General features: G+C 45.2%; 15 protein-coding genes. 7 read left to right on the top strand and 8 right to left on the bottom strand.

The window, feature by feature from the left end; genetic code table 11:
* The 6 genes from Q0257_RS07655 to Q0257_RS07630 all read right to left on the bottom strand — a co-directional run.
* Positions 1–516 (bottom strand): NAD(P)H-dependent oxidoreductase (locus Q0257_RS07655; protein ID WP_298023601.1); only part of this gene is annotated, 516 nt, incomplete at its 3' end.
* Between the two features lie 284 nt (positions 517–800).
* On the bottom strand, positions 801–2,144 hold the full coding sequence (locus Q0257_RS07650) for an anaerobic C4-dicarboxylate transporter (protein WP_298023598.1): 1,344 nt from the start codon (positions 2,142–2,144) through the stop codon (positions 801–803).
* A 286-nt stretch (positions 2,145–2,430) separates the two neighbouring features.
* Complete coding sequence (locus tag Q0257_RS07645; protein ID WP_005870686.1) at positions 2,431–3,837, bottom strand: aspartate ammonia-lyase; 1,407 nt, start codon at positions 3,835–3,837, stop codon at positions 2,431–2,433.
* A 315-nt stretch (positions 3,838–4,152) separates the two neighbouring features.
* On the bottom strand, positions 4,153–4,752 hold the full coding sequence (locus Q0257_RS07640) for a DedA family protein (protein ID WP_298023595.1): 600 nt from the start codon (positions 4,750–4,752) through the stop codon (positions 4,153–4,155).
* A gap of 234 nt (positions 4,753–4,986) precedes the next feature.
* Complete coding sequence (locus Q0257_RS07635; protein ID WP_297881087.1) at positions 4,987–5,811, bottom strand: peptidylprolyl isomerase; 825 nt, start codon at positions 5,809–5,811, stop codon at positions 4,987–4,989.
* A 115-nt stretch (positions 5,812–5,926) separates the two neighbouring features.
* Positions 5,927–6,703, bottom strand: coding sequence for a MetQ/NlpA family ABC transporter substrate-binding protein (locus tag Q0257_RS07630; RefSeq protein WP_005870677.1), 777 nt, complete (start codon positions 6,701–6,703; stop codon positions 5,927–5,929).
* A gap of 233 nt (positions 6,704–6,936) precedes the next feature.
* On the opposite strand from Q0257_RS07630, the gene Q0257_RS07625 reads away from it, so the two are divergent.
* The 7 genes from Q0257_RS07625 to Q0257_RS07595 all read left to right on the top strand — a co-directional run bounded on the left by Q0257_RS07625 (position 6,937) and on the right by Q0257_RS07595 (position 15,204).
* Positions 6,937–9,960 carry a valine--tRNA ligase gene (locus Q0257_RS07625; protein WP_298023592.1) on the top strand — a complete coding sequence of 1,008 codons (3,024 nt, stop codon included), beginning with the start codon at positions 6,937–6,939 and terminating at the stop codon, positions 9,958–9,960.
* A 40-nt stretch (positions 9,961–10,000) separates the two neighbouring features.
* Positions 10,001–10,147, top strand: a complete 147-nt coding sequence (locus Q0257_RS07620; RefSeq protein ID WP_297880516.1) for a hypothetical protein — start codon at positions 10,001–10,003, stop codon at positions 10,145–10,147.
* A 60-nt stretch (positions 10,148–10,207) separates the two neighbouring features.
* A complete protein-coding gene (locus Q0257_RS07615) occupies positions 10,208–11,194 on the top strand; it encodes a diaminopimelate dehydrogenase (protein WP_298023589.1) in 987 nt (328 codons plus the stop codon).
* 44 nt (positions 11,195–11,238) lie between these two features.
* Positions 11,239–12,228: a methionine ABC transporter ATP-binding protein gene (locus tag Q0257_RS07610; RefSeq protein ID WP_298023586.1), complete on the top strand. Its 990-nt coding sequence runs from the start codon at positions 11,239–11,241 to the stop codon at positions 12,226–12,228.
* Between the two features lie 906 nt (positions 12,229–13,134).
* The gene (locus Q0257_RS07605) at positions 13,135–13,377 is read left to right on the top strand and encodes a hypothetical protein (protein ID WP_297902676.1); all 243 of its coding nucleotides are present in this window, start codon (positions 13,135–13,137) and stop codon (positions 13,375–13,377) included.
* Complete coding sequence (locus tag Q0257_RS07600; RefSeq protein ID WP_298023583.1) at positions 13,377–14,039, top strand: response regulator transcription factor; 663 nt, start codon at positions 13,377–13,379, stop codon at positions 14,037–14,039. The genes Q0257_RS07605 and Q0257_RS07600 overlap by 1 nt, the downstream gene beginning before the upstream one ends.
* Complete coding sequence (locus tag Q0257_RS07595) at positions 14,032–15,204, top strand: HAMP domain-containing sensor histidine kinase (protein ID WP_298023581.1); 1,173 nt, start codon at positions 14,032–14,034, stop codon at positions 15,202–15,204. The genes Q0257_RS07600 and Q0257_RS07595 overlap by 8 nt, the downstream gene beginning before the upstream one ends.
* Before the next feature lie 245 nt (positions 15,205–15,449).
* Here the strand turns inward: Q0257_RS07595 and Q0257_RS07590 are convergent, their stop codons facing one another.
* Together Q0257_RS07590 and Q0257_RS07585 are read right to left on the bottom strand one after the other, a co-directional pair.
* A complete protein-coding gene (locus tag Q0257_RS07590; RefSeq protein WP_298023577.1) occupies positions 15,450–15,878 on the bottom strand; it encodes a hypothetical protein in 429 nt (142 codons plus the stop codon).
* Between the two features lie 64 nt (positions 15,879–15,942).
* On the bottom strand, positions 15,943–16,071 hold the full coding sequence (locus Q0257_RS07585) for a hypothetical protein (protein WP_298023574.1): 129 nt from the start codon (positions 16,069–16,071) through the stop codon (positions 15,943–15,945).
* Positions 16,072–16,669 lie beyond the last annotated feature (598 nt).

The raw sequence follows: 16,669 nt of genomic DNA, 5'->3' as shown, positions 1-16,669 counted from the left end.
TAAAAATTCTTCGTATTTTTCTGCACTTTTTGCGATATATTCGCTATCTGGATGAAATGAAAATCCATAGCCAAAGTGGCACGACAGCAGTTTGGCGCCCGTAAAATTCATCGCGCATTTAAAAGGTGTGATAACTTCCTCTATGCCAAATCCGATCGTACCGTCTTTTTTATAGTTATTTCGCTCGTCGCCGATAGTGATCGCTAGGGCGAATTCTTTACCTTTTAGCTTGTCGCCGGTGCTGCCGTAAGCCCAGCCGTAGGCGAATACATCGTCGAACCATTGCTTTAAAAGCGGCGGATAGCTGTACCAATAAAGTGGAAACTGAATGATAATTTTATCGTGGCTTAAAAGTGACTCCTGCTCGCGCGCTACGTTTATTTCGCCGTTCGGATAAGCGGCGTAAATTTCGTGAATATCAAATTTATCCGCTTGCTTTTTGGCTACCTCGCGCCACGCCTTGTTTGCGTGTGAGCTTGCCATATCGGGATGAGCGATGATGATGAGATTTTTCATATTTTCTCCTTGTTTTTAAATTTCTTACATTATATGTTTTTTAGCTGAAATTTTGATTTATCATCTAGCATAATATGGGTATGAAATTTCAAATAAAATTTTACTTCCACTCAAATACTACTGGCAGGCTTATAGTTTTTTGCATGCGATTAGAAGTTAAATTTATAAGTAAATACGGCAGGCCCCAAAATCGATAGAATTTTATCTATTAGATTGTATTAAAAATTTTAAATGGTATGAAAAATGCGCCGAAAAATTCGGCGCAAATGAAAGGAATACTAATCTTAGATTAGCGCAGGAGCTACGATAAATCCTAGAGCAACCGAAAGCGCAACCATAATGGTTCCCGGAAGGAAGAATGAGTGGTTAAATACAAATTTACCGACTCTAGTCGTTCCGGTATCGTCCATAGCGATCGCGCCGAGCGTCGTAGGATAGGTAGGGAGCACGAACAAGCCCGAAACGGCTGCAAACGATGCGACTAAGATCCAAATTTGACCGGAATTTTCAGGGCTAGTCATTCCAAGCGCGGCGGCAACGGCAGGCATCATAACCTTTGTGGTCGCAGCCTGCGAGTATAGCAAGCAGCTTAGGAAATATAGCGCGACGGCTAGTACGAAAGGATACTGCGTAACGACGTTTTTAGCTACCTCTTTGATGCTGTCGATGTGACCGTTTACGAAAGTAGTACCGAGCCATGCTATACCGATGACGCAGATGCACGCATTCATACCGCTTTGGAAAGTGCTGGTAGAGAGCAGTTTGCCCGTATCAATCTTGCACAAAACAGCGATAAGAAAGCCGATAGTTAGCATAAAGCTGATGATCGCGCTATCTCTTGAAAGGATCGGTTTTTCTACCAAGCCGACGCTCTTTGAGATCGCAAGCGCATAGCAAACGACGATCAAAACGCCGATAGCAAATATAGCAACCGATCTTTTCGCATAAGGCTTCGGCTCTTTATAATCCTCGGCTTTGATCTCGGCTACAAGACCTTTTGAAAGCCTCTCTTTGTAAACAGGGTCTTTTGAAAGATCGAGATCGTAGAATTTATTTACGATGAAAGCCGTAATCAACATGGCTACGAAGGTAGTAGAGATGCAGATAAACAAAAGCTTAGGATAGCTAACGCCTAGCTTTTCGCACAAGCCGCTCATGGCGACGAACGCCGCTGAAATAGGGCTTGCAGTGATCGCTACCTGAGATGAAACGACCGAAAGCGCAAGAGGAGCGGAAGGCTTGATGTTCTGCGTCTTTGCGACCTCGACGATAACTGGGATCATAGAAAACGCAGTATGTCCGGTGCCCGCAAGTATCGTAAGTAGATAGGTAACGATAGGCGCTAGGAAGTTGATCTGCTTAGGATTTTTCCTTAAAATTTTAGATGCTACCTGAACCAAATAATCAAGTCCGCCTGCGACTTGCAACGCCGTAATCGCGGAGATTACCGATGCGATAATTAGGATAACGTCAATCGGGATATCCTTCATATCAACCTTCATGCCCAAAATGGCTAGGACGACAACGCCCAAGCCGCCTGCATAACCGACGCCCATGCCGCCTAGCTTAACGCCTAGGTAGATGCCGCCGAGCAACACGATAAATTGCAATATCACCATAAAGTCCATTGCAAAACTCCTTATAAAGTAATTTTTTTAACGGCGCGCAGAATTCTAAAGATTTCAGCAGGTAAAATCCGAATTATCTTTATAATTCAGTGGTCGGAATTCTATGCGGAATTTTATCCTAAAATTTCGCAAGTGGAATTTTACTCCACGGAAGCTAAATCTAACTTGATGAAATTCTGCATCTACGGAATTCTGCACGATCAATCTTATCTATTTAGAATTCTACTTTGCGGAATTTCGCCTATTAAATTAACCGACGAAATTCCGCGCCGCACCTAGTTTGGAACTATTTTTTGCTCATATGTGGGTTGAGCATAGATTTAGGCTCTAGGATCTTATCGATCTCCTCTTTTTTCAAATATCCGCGCTCTAAGCAGATTTCGCCGACGGATTTTCCGGTCTGAAGCGCCTCTTTGGCGATACTTGCGGATTTTTCGTAACCGATGTAAGGATTGAATGCAGTAACGATACCGACAGAATTTAACACCGATTTTAGGCAAGCTTCAGGGTTTGCTTTTAGATGTTTGATAGCTTTTTCAGCTAGTGTATTCATCGCATTTTCCAAAAGTACGATCGAGTTAAATAGCGCATATGCGATGCCAGGCTCAAACGCATTTAGCTCAAATTCTCCGCGCTCGGAGCAAAGCATAATAGTCACGTCGTTGCCGATTACCTCGTAGCAAGCCTCGCCTACGACCTCGGCGATGACCGGATTTACTTTGCCCGGCATGATGGAGCTACCTGGTTGCATCTTAGGAAGCTCGATTTCGCCTAGTCCGCATCTAGGACCGGAGTTCATAAGACGTAGGTCGTTTGCGATTTTGCTTAGGCGGACGGCTGCAGTTTTTAGAGCGCCACTAACGTGGACGAAGTCTGCGGTGTCTTGCGTAGCGGCGATGAAGTCCTCTGCGGCTTTAAATTTAACGCCGGTGATTTCACCCAGTTTTTTCTCGACTACGTTTTTGTAATCAGGATGGCAGTTGATGCCTGTACCAATCGCCGTAGCGCCCATATTTAGGTAAGTCATCGACTCTCTAGCAGCTTTGATAAGTGCGATATCGGTTTTGATGTAGGTAGCAAAAGCGTTGAAAGTGTTTCCAAGAGTAGTAGGAACGGCGTCCTCAAGCTCCGTCCTTCCCATTTTGATGACATCTTTGTATTCTTTGGCTTTAACTTCAAGCTCTTTTTTCAAATTTTCCATAGCTTTTAGTAGATCGGTTAGCTTGGCGTAAGCGGCGACTTTGATCGAGCTAGGATAGGTATCGTTGGTGCTTTGACCCAAATTTGTGTGGTCGTTTGGATGGAGGTATTGGTATTCGCCTTTTTTATGTCCCATGCTCTCCAAAGCTATATTGGTAATGACCTCGTTGGTATTCATATTCGTCGAAGTTCCGGCGCCGCCTTGGATCATATCGACTACGAATTGATCTCTGAACTCTCCTGCGATGAGCCTATCGCAAGCTTTTGCAATCGCATCGGCTTTTTGTGCGTCTAGGACTCCGACCTCTTTATTGGCTAGTGCAGCTGCTTTTTTGATTTGTGCAAATGCCTTGATAAAAAATGGATAGTCTTTGAGCGCTCGTCCGCTTAGATGGAAGTTCTCTAGTGCCCTAAATGTCTGCACACCGTAGTAAAAATCGTCGGAAATTTCTAATTCACCGATGAAATCGTGTTCTTTTCTGGTCTTTGCCATAATAAGTCCTTTCGTTGAAATTGTTAATGGAATTTTAAAGCTTTTAGTATTAAAAACAGCTTAAAAAGTAACGAAAAATTAAAATTTAGAAATTAGTATGATTGTTTAAGGCTTTAAATAGAATTTTACTTAAAAAATATTTTAGAATTCGCTACTAAGGCATAATTACACTTTAATAGAAATATCGTATTGCACGTAGATTATGAAAGTAAAATTATAAAAATTCTTGTTTAGCTTAAATTATAATTTGAAAAATTTGAACTTAAAGGCGATAAAATGGAATTTTTCATTGTATTTGTATTTACTGGCGTGAAACTATTTTTTGCGTTTTATAAAATAAATATATAGGAGCGAGATTATAATGACGATGGCGAACAAAGCGATCGTAATTAGATGCAGATCTTGCTTGATTAGCTCCTCGTTTTCGCCGATGAAATATCCTAAGCTCATTAGTATTAGTGTCCAAATCGCAGCTCCAAGCCCGGTAAATAGCACGAAGCGCGCGACATTCATCTTTGCAAGCCCCGCAGGAAGGCTGATGTATTGACGGATGCCAGGGATTAGGCGGCAGTTAAACGTTGAAATTTCGCCATGGCGGTTAAAAAACGCTTCGAATTTTGCAAATTTCTCCTCGGTGATGCCTACGTATTTGCCGTATTTAGCGATAATCTTACGTCCAAAAAAGTAGCATAGATAGTAATTAAACAGCGCGCCGGTGATGCTGCCGCCAAGCCCACAAACAAATGCCGCAACAAAGCTCATCTGTGATTTTGAGGCCAGATAGCCCGCAGGGATCATCACGACTTCACTTGGGAAAGGAAAGAAGCTGCTTTCTAAAAACATCATCACAAAAATGCCAAGGTATCCCCAGCCCGCGACAAATTCTACGATAAAATTTACGATATTAGAAAGCATTTGAATTCCTTGATTTAATGTGTAAAAACTGGCTCCGCTTAAAATTCCGCAAAATTTAACATCGGCAGAGCGAATAAATTTAGAATTTAACAATCCGGCGATACAAGAGTGATCTTAAAATTTCACAAAATTTAGCGTATATAAAACAAAGGCGCGGGCTAAAATTTATCCCTACAAGTTGCGCTACAGCGAACTTGCATATAAATTTAATAGCCTCGCGCCTTAAAATTAAAACTATTTTGCGTATTCGATGTTTAGTTTGCCGAATAGCTCATTAGCCTTGTCATCGATTTTTTTGTTTACTTTGCTTGGAAGTAATTGGTTTTTGATGAGATCTTTTACTTTTTCAAACGGCATAGTCTCAGCCTTTTTGCTGCTTTCTTTGTAGATTACATGATATCCGAATTGTGTCTTTACCGGCGTTTTGCTCATCTCACCATCTTTTAGTGCAAACGCTGCTTTTTCAAACTCCGGCACCATCATCCCTTTGCCAAAAGAGCCCAAATCGCCACCGTTTTCTTTCGCACTTGGATCGATTGAAATTTCTTTAGCTAGCTTATTAAATTCCTCTTTTAAATTCTCTTTTTTGACTTTTGATAGCTTCGCAATCGCGTTTTTAGCAGCCTTTTCGTCTGCTACTAAGATATGGCTTGCAGTAACGGAATCTGGTTGCATGAAATTCTGTTTATTTTCATCATAAATTTTTTTAGCTTCCTCGTCGCTGATGCTTACGTCTTTAGCCTGTTCGCGTTGCCATAGATTAAATGCGATGCCATCTTTAGCAAGCTCTAGCTGATGTTTATATTCGTCGCTGTTTTCAACGCCTGATTTTTTCGCCTCTGCGATTAGAAGTTTGTATTTGATTAGATCGTCGATTAGTTTTTTCTTCTCATCGGCGGTTGGTTCCTGTCCGCCGTGCTGCATACCTTGAGCCAAAAACGGTGCAACATCCTCATCCGTAATAGTGATATTTGCGTCTTTTGCAGTAGCCAAAACGCCTGCATTAAGCGAAGATATAGCCATAGCGGCAACAAAGCTGAAAGATAAAATTCTTTTCATTATTTTTCCTTTATTCGGTAAATTTCGCGCAATTATAAAAAAAGATAGTAAATAAAATAGCCAATACTAGCAAATTCGGCGCGAATCGTGCGCCGAATTTTAAAAAGAGGAGAAGTTAAAACGATGGAATGATTGCACCTTTATATTGCGTCTCGATAAACTTTTTCACCTTTTCGCTTTGGATAGCTTTATCTAGCGCCTTGATTTTAGGGCTGTTTTCGTTGCCTTCTTTAACGCTAATAACATTTGTGTAAGGGTTGCCCTCAGCCTTTTCTAAAAATAGCGAATCTTTGATCGGGTTTAAATTTGCGTTAAAGGCAAAATTTGAGTTTATAACCGCAATATCGACATCGCCCAGGGTGCGTGGAAGCGCGGCGCCTTCAAGCTCTAAAATTTCTAAATTTTTAGGATTTTTTGTGACATCTAACGGCGTGCGAAGCTTGGCGTTTTGATCTACTTCGATGAGCCCCGCGGCTACGAGCAGATCAAGTGCGCGGCTTTCGTTAGTCGGATCGTTTGGCACGGCAACTTTGGCGCCATTTTTAAGATCTTTTAAATTTTTAATCTTATGGCTGTAGATGCCCATCGGCTCTAGGTGCACGCCCACGGTCGCTTTTAACTTCGTGCCTTTATTAGCGTTAAATTCCTCCATATACGGCACGTGCTGGAAAAATCCGGCATCCACGTCGCCGCTATCGGTAGCGAGGTTCGGGGTTACGTAGTCATTGAAAACCTTGACCTCAAGATCGTAGCCTTGGGCTTTTAGATCGGGTTTGATCTGCTCTAAAATTTCGGCATGCGGTATCGGAGTAGCGGCGACTACGATTTTTTCGGCAAGAGCGAAGCTGACGACGCTAGCGCTAAGAAGCGAAGCGAGAAGAAATTTCTTCATATTTAATCCTTTTGGTTAAAATTTCGCGGTATTATAGCAGGTAGAATTTTTAATGTCAAGTGTTTTTATATGATTTTTTAAAATTTTATCTAAAATATTCTAAAATTCGATATTTCTATATATATTTAAATACTACATTTTATTGTATAATGCAGAATTGGCACGCTTTAATGAGCGCTTTACATAAATTCCGCTAAAATCGCAAAATTTAAAATTTTAAAAAAAGGCTGAAAATGGCAGATTTTTACGACGCGAAAGCCGTAGAGGAGAGCTTTTATAAAATTTGGGAGCAGCGCGGTTATTTCGAGATCGACGGAAATAAAGATATCCAGCAAAAAGGCAAAAACTTTTGCATTATGATGCCCCCTCCAAACGTCACCGGAGTGCTTCATATCGGGCATTCGCTCACTTTTACCTTGCAAGATATTATGACGCGATACAAGCGAATGGACGGCTACCGTACGTTGTGGCAGCCTGGACTCGATCACGCTGGCATTGCGACGCAAAACGTCGTCGAGCGCGAGCTTTTGGCGCAAGGGATCAAAAAAGAAGAGATAGGGCGCGAGGAGTTTTTAAAGCACGTTTGGCACTGGAAGGAGCAAAGCGGCGGGCAGATCGTAAAGCAGATGAAGCGCCTTGGCGTCACGCCTGCGTGGAGCAGACAGCGCTTTACGATGGATGAAGGGCTTAAAAACGCCGTGCGCAAAGCCTTCGTAAGCCTATACGACGCGGGGCTCATCGTGCGCGGAAACTATATGGTAAACTGGTGCACGCACGACGGCGCGCTAAGCGACGTGGAGGTCGAGCACAAGGAAAACAAAGGCAAGCTCTATCATCTGCGCTATTACTTTGCGGACGGACAAAATTTATCAAATTTAAACGGATGCCGAGCGTCAAATTTAAGTGAGAATTCTGTTTCAAATTTAACTCAAAATGACGAGGCAAAGTATCGCGATGAAGATTTGCAGGTTGTGCAGAATTTTGCGAGTGCAGATAGAACAAATAGTTCATCAAGCGAGCAAAATTTAGCGGCAAATTCGAGCGAGAATTTTGCATTAAATTTAAGCAAGCAAGCCGAAGTATCGTGCGATGAATTTGTGGGTTGCAAGGCGAGCGCGAATGAGGCGAACGAGGCGCAAAATTTAATCCAAAAGGGCGAGGCGAATTATCGCAAAGAGAGGCGAGGCGGAGTGGATTTTGGCGACGGGAGCGCACTACTCGTGCGTGAGCAAGAAAAAATCCAGTCCAACGAAGCCTATCAAAGCGAGAATTTGCCGTATATCGTAGTGGCTACGACGCGCCCCGAAACCTACTTCGGCGACACCGCCGTAATGGTAAATCCCGCGGACGAACGCTATAAAAATTTGATCGGCAAAAAAGTCGTGCTGCCGCTAATCGGCCGCGAGATAGAGATCATCGCCGACGAATACGTCGATATGAGCTTCGGAACGGGCGCGGTTAAGGTCACGCCTGCGCACGATACCAACGACTACGAGGTCGGCAAGCGCCACGAGCTGGGCTTTATCACGGTATTTGACGAAAAAGGAATTTTAAACGAGCAGTGCGGTAAATTTAGAGGCTTAGAGCGACTTGCCGCGCGCGATCAGATCGTAGCGGAGCTTGAGCGGCTGGGTTTTATCGAAAAAATCGAGGATTACGAAAATCAAGTCGGCTACTGCTACCGCTGCAAAAACGTCGTCGAGCCGTACATTTCGCAGCAGTGGTTCGTGCGCGCGGATATCGCAAAAGAGGCGATCTCTAAGGTAAATTCCGGCGCGGCGGAATTTTTCCCGAAACACTGGATCAATAGCTTCAACGCCTGGATGCGCGAGCTGAAGGACTGGTGTATCAGCCGCCAGCTCTGGTGGGGGCATAGAATTCCCGTGTTTTACTGCGACTGCGGCCATCAGTGGGCAGATGAGCGCGAGAGCCCCGATGTTTGCCCAAAATGCGGCGGCAAAAATTTTACTCAAGATCCCGACGTGCTCGATACGTGGTTTTCAAGCGGTCTTTGGCCGATCAGCACGCTTGGCTGGGGCAACGGCGAGGCGCTGAAAAACGAGAAGTGGTTTGAGGAGGATTTGAGCGAATTTTATCCGAATACCATGCTGATTACGGGCTTTGACATTTTGTTTTTCTGGGTCGCGCGCATGATGTTTCAGTGCCAAAACGCCATGGGCGAGCTGCCGTTTCGCGACATCTACCTGCATGCTCTAGTTAAGGACAAAGACGGCAAAAAGATGAGCAAATCGAGCAAAAACGTAGTCGATCCGCTGCTAAAAATAGACGAATTTAGCGCAGATATTTTGCGCTTTACCCTTACGATTTTGTGCGTGCAGGGGCGCGATCTGCGCCTTAGCGACGATAAGCTTTTGATTTATCGAAATTTTACGAATAAGCTTTATAACGCGAGCAAATTTTTGCTTTTAAACGCCTCTAAATTTGACGATTTAGACGCAGCGCGGATCAAAACGAGCCTCGGTAAATATATGCTTTCGCGCTTTAACTGCTGCGTGAGCGCGGTGCGGGAAAATTTAGACGAATATCGCTTCAACGACGCTGCGACCGAGCTTTATAAGTTTTTTTGGGACGAGTTTTGCGATTGGGGCATCGAGCTTAGCAAGGCGGACAAGGCCGCAATCGGCGAGCTGGGGATGATTTTTAAAGAAGCGATGAAGCTGCTAAGCCCGTTTATGCCGTTTCTAAGCGAGTATCTGTATCAGGAGCTAAGCGGCACGAAGCTGCAAGACGCACGCTCCATCATGGTGATGCGATACCCGCAGCCTGGCGAGCGCGACGAGCGGATCGAAGAGCTATTTTCGCTGCTCATCGAAGCGATCGTTAGCATCCGCCGCGCAAAGGCGACGATCGAGCTCGGCAATGCGCGCGTAGCCAAAGCCTACGTCAAATCCGCAGTCGATCTAAGCGCCGCCGCGGACTATATCAAAACGCTTGCCAAGGTAGATGAAGTGGAATTTACGCAGCAAAATATCACAAATTCCGCCCGCGACGTAAGCGAGAGGCTAGAAACTTTCGTGCCGCTTGAGGGGGTCGATCTTAGCGGCGTGATTTCGCGCCTTAACGCGCAAAAAGCAAAGCTGCAAAAAGAGATCGAAAAGCTCTCTGCAATGCTTGGCAATGAAAAATTTATTTCCTCCGCGCCTGCCGCCGTCGTCGCCGCAAACCGCGAAGGGTTGCAAAGCGCGCAGGAAAAATTCGCCAAAGTATGCGACGAGCTAAAGGCGTTTGGCGAGTAGTCCGCTCGTTTGAGTCTAAATTTAAATCAAGGAGAAAAATATGTCAAAAGGTAGTATCGGTGGATTTACTTTAGGCACGGTCATAGCCGTCGCACTATCATGGGGAGTCAATAAAAGCATAATGTGGGCGATAATCCACGGATTTTTAAGTTGGTTATACGTGATTTATTATTTCCTACTGAGGTAAAATTTCATCGGCGGCGCGCCGTTTTACGCGCTAAATTTTAAAATTTATCAAGGATAAAAAATGAGCGAAAAAATAAAAATAGCGGTTTTGGGATATGGAAATTTAGGTCGCGGCGTAGAGCTTGCCGCGCGGAATAGTAAGGATTTAGAGCTTTCAGTGGTTTTTAGCCGCAGAAATCCAAGCGAAGTAAAAACATGCGGCGCACCCGTGTTTAGCGCGGATGAAATTTTAGCGCACAAGGGCAAATTTGACGTTTTGGTGCTTTGCGGCGGTAGCGCGACGGATCTACCGACGCAAACGCCAGAGTTTGCGCAGAGCTTTAACGTCGTCGATAGCTTCGATACGCACGCAAAAATCCCTGAGCACTTCGCCGCGGTGGACGCCGCAGCCAAAAAAGGCGGAAACGTAGGCATCATCGCCGTTGGCTGGGATCCGGGTCTGTTTTCGCTAAATAGACTATTCGGCGAGAGCGTGCTAGAAAACGGCAGCAGCTACACGTTTTGGGGCAAAGGCGTGAGCCAAGGCCACTCCGACGCCATCCGCAGGATCGAGGGCGTCGTGGATGCACGCCAATACACCGTGCCGATAGAAAGCGCCTTGAAGCGAGTTCGCGCGGGTGAAAATCCAAATTTAACTACGCGCGAAAAACACCTGCGCGAGTGCTACGTCGTAGCAGAGGACGGCGCCGATAAAGCGCGCATAGAAAAAGAGATAAAAACAATGCCGAATTACTTCGCCGACTACGACACGAGCGTGCATTTCGTAAGTCTTGCGACGCTTAAAAAAGAGCACGGCGGCATCCCTCACGGAGGATTTGTTTTGCGAAGCGGAGCGACTGGCGAGCACGGCGAAAATAAACACTTGATCGAGTTTTCGCTAAAGCTTGACTCAAATCCCGAATTTACAGCTAGCGTGCTCGTAGCCTACGCCCGCGCGGCGTATCGTTTGGCACAAAATGGCCAAAGCGGCGCATTTAGCGTATTTGATATCGCTCCGGCACTTCTTTCGCCAAAGAGCGCCGATGAGCTAAGGCGCGAAATTTTATAAATTTTTGGAGGCGTTTCGGCGGAATTATGAACGAGGAAATTTGAGTGATAAAGATAGAAAATTTAAAGAAATTTTACGGCAAAACCTGCGTGATCGACGATGTGAGCCTGGAGGTGAAGCAGGGCGAAATTTTTGCCATCGTCGGCCACAGCGGCGCTGGTAAAAGCACGCTGCTGCGCTGCATAAACGGCCTTGAGGACTATCAAGAAGGAAGCCTTAAGGTAGAGGGCAGGGAGGTAAGAGAGCTAAGCGCCGCGCAGATCCGCGAGCTGCGCAAAAATATCGGTATGATTTTTCAGCACTTCGCGCTAATGAGCCGCCGCACCGTCGCGCAAAACGTCGCCACGCCGTTAGCATTTTGGGGCTATTCGAATGATCACACGAAGCGCCGCGTCGCCGAACTTTTGGAGCTCGTGGGGCTTGCGGATAAAGCAAACGCTTATCCTAGCGAGCTTAGCGGCGGACAGAAGCAGCGCGTGGCGATTGCGCGTGCGCTTGCATTAAGCCCTAAAATTTTGCTTTCCGACGAGGCGACCTCGGCGCTTGATCCCAACACCACCGCGCAAATTTTATCGCTTCTGCGCCGCATCAATCGCGAGCTAGGCATTACGATCGTGCTCGTCACGCACGAGATGGAGGTCGTAAAGGGCATCGCGCAGCGAGCGATCCTGCTTAAGGGCGGGCGCGTGAGCAATTCGGGCGATATCGTCTCGCTGTTTTTGCATCCGGATGAGAATATGAAGGAGTTTTTGGGCGAGGAGGAGGTGCTGCCCGCAAGCGGCGTGAATATCAGGCTCTTTTTCCCGCCCGCGGTTGCGTTTGACAGCGTGATCACGCACATGGCGCGCGCTTTGGAGATAAATTTTAACATCGTCTGGGGCAAGCTCGAGCGCCTCGATAAAAACGTCGTCGGAAGCCTTGTGATCAACGTAGAGCCCGCACACGTCGCGCGCGTGGAGGAGTTTATCAAAAACGCGGGCGTAATCTATGAGATCGTAAGCGAAGATGAGATCAAAGATCGCGTTCTTTCGTAAGCGTGAAATTTTATATATTTTATATCACTTGTGGCGCCCGGTAGCGCGGCGTTGCCACCTTTTGCAGGCGTTAAATTTTACTTTTTTGCGCGCTTGCGCTGGATAAAATTTATGGGCGGTATCTGAAATTTAAATTTATAAGAGCGCCGAAGAGCATGAGCGATGCGCGCGGGCGTTAAAATCCGCTGCACTTGCATTACGCGCATTAAATTTCGTCGCGCGGGTAGTACTGAGACGCGGATGGTGCGGTTCAGTATGAAAATTTCATTCTGGCGTTTAAGGCGTGAAATTTTAATTTTATATCTCTGCGCGGTGCGTTGAAGCATGAAATTTTAAATTGCTTCGTCGTGTGCGGAATTTCAAAGCGCGAAATTCCACTTTGGTGTGGTAGCAACTTTAAAATTTAAAATTTGTGCTTTAAATTTTATCGGCTGCAATGCCTGCGGCGAAGGGCGATTTAGAATTATTAACCGCCGTGGTTAGTGGATTTAAAAATTCACGCGCCGCAGTAAATTTAAGGGCTTATGCGGCATGGCGAATTTAAAAGCTCGCGCGATGCCGCAAATTTAAAGACTCGCGCGGCGTTTTAAATTTAATGACCGAGCCGTGGCATTATAAATTTAATTAGTTTTGCCGGCGGTTTAAATTTTTATCTCGCCGCGGTAAAGCAAGCTCGGTGATGCGCTGTTGGCGTGCGCCCTCGTTAGCTTTGATTTGCGTTTAGAATTTGACTAGCCGTAGCGAGGCGATTTAAATTTCAGAGATCGCGACCGACCGAGCGCATTTAAGCCGCTCCGCGTTTGAAATTACAGGCGTTTAAATTTAAATTTGAATTTTTTCGGAATTTCACACATACTTCACTTTTACGGAAGTATAATTCCGCTAATTTCTTTTAAGGAGTACGTAATGAAAAAACTTACTTTGTTTGCGCTTAGTGCGCTATTTGCTGGCACTTTTGCCGTAGCTGCCGATATGGGCATGAAAGATGAGATGAAGGACGCCAATACATCAATGCATAATGGTGCGAAAGAGGTGAAAGCTGAGATGAAACATATGAAGCACGAGACGCATGGTATGAAAAAAGATGCCGTTAAAAAGGGCTCTCATGCAAAAAAAGAGATGAAAAAAGAGATTAAAAAAGAGATGTAGTGAGTAAAATTTTACTCGTAGAGGACGATGAGACCCTTTGCGATCTCATCGGCGAATATCTAAAAGACGTGGGCTTTGACGTATGCGTTTGCAGCGACGCTCAAAGCGCCGCGGATCTTGCTTATGAGCAAAAATTTGATCTTTTTATCTTTGACGTAAAAATCCCCAAAGGCGACGGATTTTCACTTTTAAAAGAGCTGCGCAAGAGCGGAGATCGCACCCCTGCGATATTTGCCACCTCGCTAAATACACTTGATGATCTTGAGGTCGGTTTTAAAAGCGGCTGCGACGACTATCTCAAAAAACCGTATGAACTAAAAGAGCTGCTGCTGCGCGTTAATTCGCTCATAAAGCGAAATTTCAGCCACAATTTCGATGATTTCGTGACCATAGACGACGAGTTTAAATTTTATTTTGCAAGCAAAGAGCTGCGCAGATCGGGCGTGCCCGTCGCGCTTTCAAACAAAGAGCGCGAGCTATTGGCACTTTTTTTACAAAATAAAAACAGGCTTTTAAGCAAGGATGAAATTTTCTCCGCGATCTATGTTTTTAACGAAACGCCAAGCGAAGAAGCGCTGCGAACTTATATCAAAAATTTGCGCCGCGTCCTAGGCGAAGAGCACATCATAAACCGCCGCAACGCAGGGTATATGTATGTCTGAAAAGACTGCTTTAACGCTTAAAATTCTATCTTTATATCTCATTTCAAGTGCGTTGTTTTTAGGATATTTTTTCAAGATAAATTACAGGATGAACGAAGCCGCGCTGCTTTCGCACAGGATAAAAGAGCTAAAAGAGATCAAAATGATGATCTATATGAAAGCAAGTATGGATGGGCTGGAATCGCTAGCGGACTTTGAGCGCGAAAAGGGCGTGAGTGCGTGTATATTTAAGCCAAACTCTGATGAAATTTACGGCTGCGGCGGTGAGCTCGGAGCGCTTGACAAAGCAAAGCTAAAGGCGGAATTTATAAGTGGCGGAAGGCTAGGAATTTATGAGAATCTGCAAAATATGGAGGAGCGAAACGCCTTTTCCAAGGCTAAAATCATTCTGCTTGGAAGTAGCGTGCAGGGCGAAATTTTAACACTTCGTATCAAAACCGCAGTGATGATGATAGCGCTTTTGGGCGTGATATTAGCCGTGGCGTTTTATCTGGTACGGCTAGGCACAAAGCCGCTTTACGACAAGATAGACACGCTAAATCGCTTCATCAAGGATAGTACCCACGAGATTAATACTCCGCTTAGTATTATCTCCATGAGCGTCGAGACGATGCGGCACGCAGAGCTTGGAGAATACAACGCCAAGCGCGTCGCTAATATCGACCTTGCCGCTAAGACGCTTTCGCGCATCTACGAGGATCTCGTGTTTTTAACCTTCGGTATGAATAAGGAGGGCGAGATTAGCTCGATCGATCTAAAAAGCCTCGTCGCTTCGCGCTGCGAATACTTCGCGCCGTTTATTCAAAAGCGCAGACTAAGCCTTAAAACCGATCTTGCGGATGCGAGCATGAGCGCGAACGTCTATGAAATTTCGCGCCTGATCGACAATCTGCTAAGCAACGCCGTAAAATACGCCGATGCAGGCGGCTACGTGGATGTGCGGCTAAGGCACGGCGAGCTAGCGATCTCAAATAGCGGTGAAGGGATCGATAGGAAAAGGGGCGATGAAATTTTCAGGCGCTTTGCGCGCTTTAACTCAAGCGAGGGTGGCTTCGGAATCGGGCTTAGCATCGTAAGCGAGGTCTGCAAAAAATACTCCTTTTCTATCTCTTACGACAGCGTGCCGGGCGAGATAACGACCTTCCGCCTTACATGGCGCGAATAAAATTTTAAAATTTAGTGAAATTTTAAAATTTAAAAGCGACCGCCTGCGGTTTAAATTTAATCGTCGTTTGGTCGCTTAAATTCCGCGCAAAAAGGCTCTAATTGCCGGAGCGTTTAAATTTAATCGTCGCTTGTTTTTGTTCTAAAACGGAGCGCGGAATTTTATCAGTCGTTCGCTTTGCGCTCGTAAAATGATCCTGAAAGTTATTTGGTGCGGAATTTTATTCGTCCGCGATTTCATAAAATTTAGCTTTTATTTCTTGATAAGTATATCCAGTGGATTATATTACTGAATAAAATCGGAACAGATATACCAAAAAACATTGAGCCGCCTCCAAAAAACGATAGCCAACCAAACAGGCTCTCTCTGCTCGCAAAAGTTGGAAACGTCCGCCCGTTGCCTACTTTGTGTGGGATGCCGTTTATGGCAAAATCGGCGTAGAAATAATTATTTAGAAGCCAATAGATAAAAGGTATGCCGATAAGCATAATTAGCTGCGTCTTGACGGCGGGAAGCTCTTTTTCATATAAGAATACGGCGATTGGATAATACACGCAGCTTAGCGCGAAAGCCATTAAAATAGGTATCCACAATGCCGCGACGTAAAATTCCGCAAGTTGCGTATGCGGGCTTATTTTGCCGATTGCGGCGATGTTTGGAAAAAACCGCTTCATAAATCCAACGAAGTCCGCGCATGCCGCGCTTATGTCTAAAATGTTTTCGGGTAGCGCAAATACACTAAGCGCCGTGATCGCAAACAGCGCAAAAACCGCCGCGTAAAGTCGCCCGAAAAATTTGATAAATTTCGGTATCGGGATACGGCGCCTCTTGCTCTTGCGCGCCTTGAGAATTTAGCAAATCGCTCATCGTTCGCTCCTTTAATAAAGTTTGCGTACCAAAACCCGGCTTGCGCTAAATTTTAAAATTTTATGCCTTATTATCCGGTAAATTTCACAATAAGGACCTGTTTTGGAATTTTGCGGTCAAATTTGAAATAAAATTTATTAAATTTAACCGAGCAATGCTTTTTTGCAAACAAAGAGTCACCGCCTCTAACGTGCAGTGGGGTAAGTGGGGGTTTTGGCGGTAGACCTGCTTGCGGTTGCTAGCCGAAGCAAAGTAAAAGGGCGCTTCGCGAGCATAACCCCTTCCGCTCCGCCCACTCCGAGAAAGAATTTAAGCTTTATCGGAAGCGACAAATAAAATTAAACCCGCGCGTAGCGTGGCAATTTCTCGTATCGTCGGAGCCAGAAAGCCTCTAAAATAAGAAAGCCCTTTCATTTCACGCAAGCTCGCAGACAAAACCTAAAATTTAATTGCCTAACGAAAAAGGCAAGTTCTGGCGTTGCTGCTCGCAAAATAACCGCAGAACCTCACTAGATAGAATTTAAAATTCCGAGTATTTCTGATAGTCGATCTGCGCGGAGTTTTTGTTGATCGTATCGACCGTAGCTTCAGCGATCGC

Source organism: uncultured Campylobacter sp. (assembly GCF_938018035.1).
Classification (GTDB): domain Bacteria; phylum Campylobacterota; class Campylobacteria; order Campylobacterales; family Campylobacteraceae; genus Campylobacter_B.
The sequence above is the reverse complement of the archived record's forward strand: the minus strand, read 5'-3'. Positions and strand labels throughout refer to the sequence as shown.

Bases quoted from the DNA above. Each gene is read 5' to 3' on its own strand.
- Q0257_RS07650 (WP_298023598.1), bottom strand. From the start codon at position 2,144: ATGGACTTTATGGTGATATTGCAATTTATCGTGTTGCTCGGCGGCATC.
- Q0257_RS07645 (WP_005870686.1), bottom strand. From the start codon at position 3,837: ATGGCAAAGACCAGAAAAGAACACGATTTCATCGGTGAATTAGAAATT.
- Q0257_RS07640 (WP_298023595.1), bottom strand. From the start codon at position 4,752: ATGCTTTCTAATATCGTAAATTTTATCGTAGAATTTGTCGCGGGCTGG.
- Q0257_RS07635 (WP_297881087.1), bottom strand. From the start codon at position 5,811: ATGAAAAGAATTTTATCTTTCAGCTTTGTTGCCGCTATGGCTATATCT.
- Q0257_RS07630 (WP_005870677.1), bottom strand. From the start codon at position 6,703: ATGAAGAAATTTCTTCTCGCTTCGCTTCTTAGCGCTAGCGTCGTCAGC.
- Q0257_RS07625 (WP_298023592.1), top strand. From the start codon at position 6,937: ATGGCAGATTTTTACGACGCGAAAGCCGTAGAGGAGAGCTTTTATAAA.
- Q0257_RS07620 (WP_297880516.1), top strand. From the start codon at position 10,001: ATGTCAAAAGGTAGTATCGGTGGATTTACTTTAGGCACGGTCATAGCC.
- Q0257_RS07615 (WP_298023589.1), top strand. From the start codon at position 10,208: ATGAGCGAAAAAATAAAAATAGCGGTTTTGGGATATGGAAATTTAGGT.
- Q0257_RS07605 (WP_297902676.1), top strand. From the start codon at position 13,135: ATGAAAAAACTTACTTTGTTTGCGCTTAGTGCGCTATTTGCTGGCACT.
- Q0257_RS07595 (WP_298023581.1), top strand. From the start codon at position 14,032: ATGTCTGAAAAGACTGCTTTAACGCTTAAAATTCTATCTTTATATCTC.
- Q0257_RS07590 (WP_298023577.1), bottom strand. From the start codon at position 15,878: ATGAAGCGGTTTTTTCCAAACATCGCCGCAATCGGCAAAATAAGCCCG.
- Q0257_RS07585 (WP_298023574.1), bottom strand. From the start codon at position 16,071: ATGAGCGATTTGCTAAATTCTCAAGGCGCGCAAGAGCAAGAGGCGCCG.